General features: G+C 65.4%; 1 pseudogene. It reads right to left on the bottom strand.

Annotated elements, in window-relative coordinates:
* Positions 1-118 precede the first annotated feature (118 nt).
* Positions 119-1008: pseudogene (locus N1F91_RS30885) on the bottom strand (IS630 family transposase); the annotation flags it as partial.
* Positions 1009-1398: the final 390 nt, after the last annotated feature.

Below are 1398 nucleotides of genomic sequence, written 5' to 3'. Positions count from 1 at the left end.
CGTGTAGTCCGTCCGCATCTTCACCGCTGATCCCATGGCGAATCTCCTTTCGCGACAGGGAATCACGAAACGGAGGCGGGCGGAATTGCGGAGAGTCTGCGGGAAGAGCCGTTGGTATCAGCTCCGGCGCCCGCGAGGGCAGGAAGATTGGCGTGATGTTCTTCGGCACCTTCAGCCTGGCGGTCGTGTGCCAGCCGGCGCGGTCCATGATCAGCACGGCATGCGCACCCCTGGCGACATGCCGGCTGATCTCGTCGATGTGCGCCTGCATGGCCTCGGTGTCGACGTAGGGCATGGCCAGCGCCGCCCCCGTTCCCCGCGCGGGACAGATGGCGCCGAACAGGTAGGCCGAGGTGTAGCGCTGGTCGGCGGGCTGGCGGGGCCGGGTGCCGCGGCGCGCCCATTGCCGAACCACGCCGTTCTTCTGGCCGATACGGGCTTCGTCCTGAAACCAGATCTCGACCGGCTTGTCCTTCGGCAGGTCGGCCAGGTGGGCGCTCAGCGTGCGCGCGAAGTTTTTTTATAGGCCTCGACGATCTCGCCATCCTGCGCCGGATGGCGCGGCCGCGCGCTGACGTGGCTGAAGCCCAACTGCTCCAGGAGCTTGCCGACATAGCGCTCGTGATAGGCCACCCCGAAGCGCTGCTCGATGACGCGCTTCAAGTCGACGCGCCGCCACCGCACCACGCCGTCGACCGCGAGGTCGGGACCTTGCTCCACGATCCGCGCAAGCTCTGCCTTCTGCTCGGCCGAGAGCCGCTGCTTGCGGCCGGCGCGGTGGCCGTCGGTCAGCCCGTCGGGGCCGAACTGGTTGAAGCGATGCACCCAATCGCGCAGCGTCTGGCGATCCATCCCGCCGGTCCGGGCGGCCTCCTCGCGGCTCATCCCGGTCAACACCGCCGCCAGCGACAGGAGCCGCCGGCTCTGCCGCACATCTTTCGTCCGCGTCGCCGCCCGCCGCAAATCGTTGGCCGTGTAGTCCGTCCGCATCTTCACCGCTGATCCCATGGCGAATCTCCTTTCGCGACAGGGAATCACGAAACGGAGGCGGGCGGAATTGCGGAGAGTCTGCGGGAAGAGCCGTTGGTATCAGTCCCCTGTCCCAATGGCCTCTAAGACAGATCAGCGCACTGTGTTCCAAAAGTCAAAGGTGATTTCAGTGGGACGCGCTTTGGTGTCAGCGCAGGTGCCTCAATGGGGCAAGGGCTTGTGGACAATCGCACCCTGGACCATCACTTGATTTGGCAGTCGAAGCTCTTCCGATACCGCCAACTGTCCTAGCCCGTCTTATTCATGAGTTCGCTTTCGCGGATGACGCCGGTCGATGGTACGCGGGCGGTCGAGGCGTCTCTTTCACCGCGGGTGGGTCTGGACTTGTAGAACGCGCTGGAGGTTGAC

Source organism: Aquibium sp. ELW1220 (assembly GCF_030398385.1).
GTDB lineage: Bacteria > Pseudomonadota > Alphaproteobacteria > Rhizobiales > Rhizobiaceae > Aquibium.
Note: the sequence above shows the minus strand (reverse complement) of the source record. Positions and strands in the feature narration are given on the sequence as shown.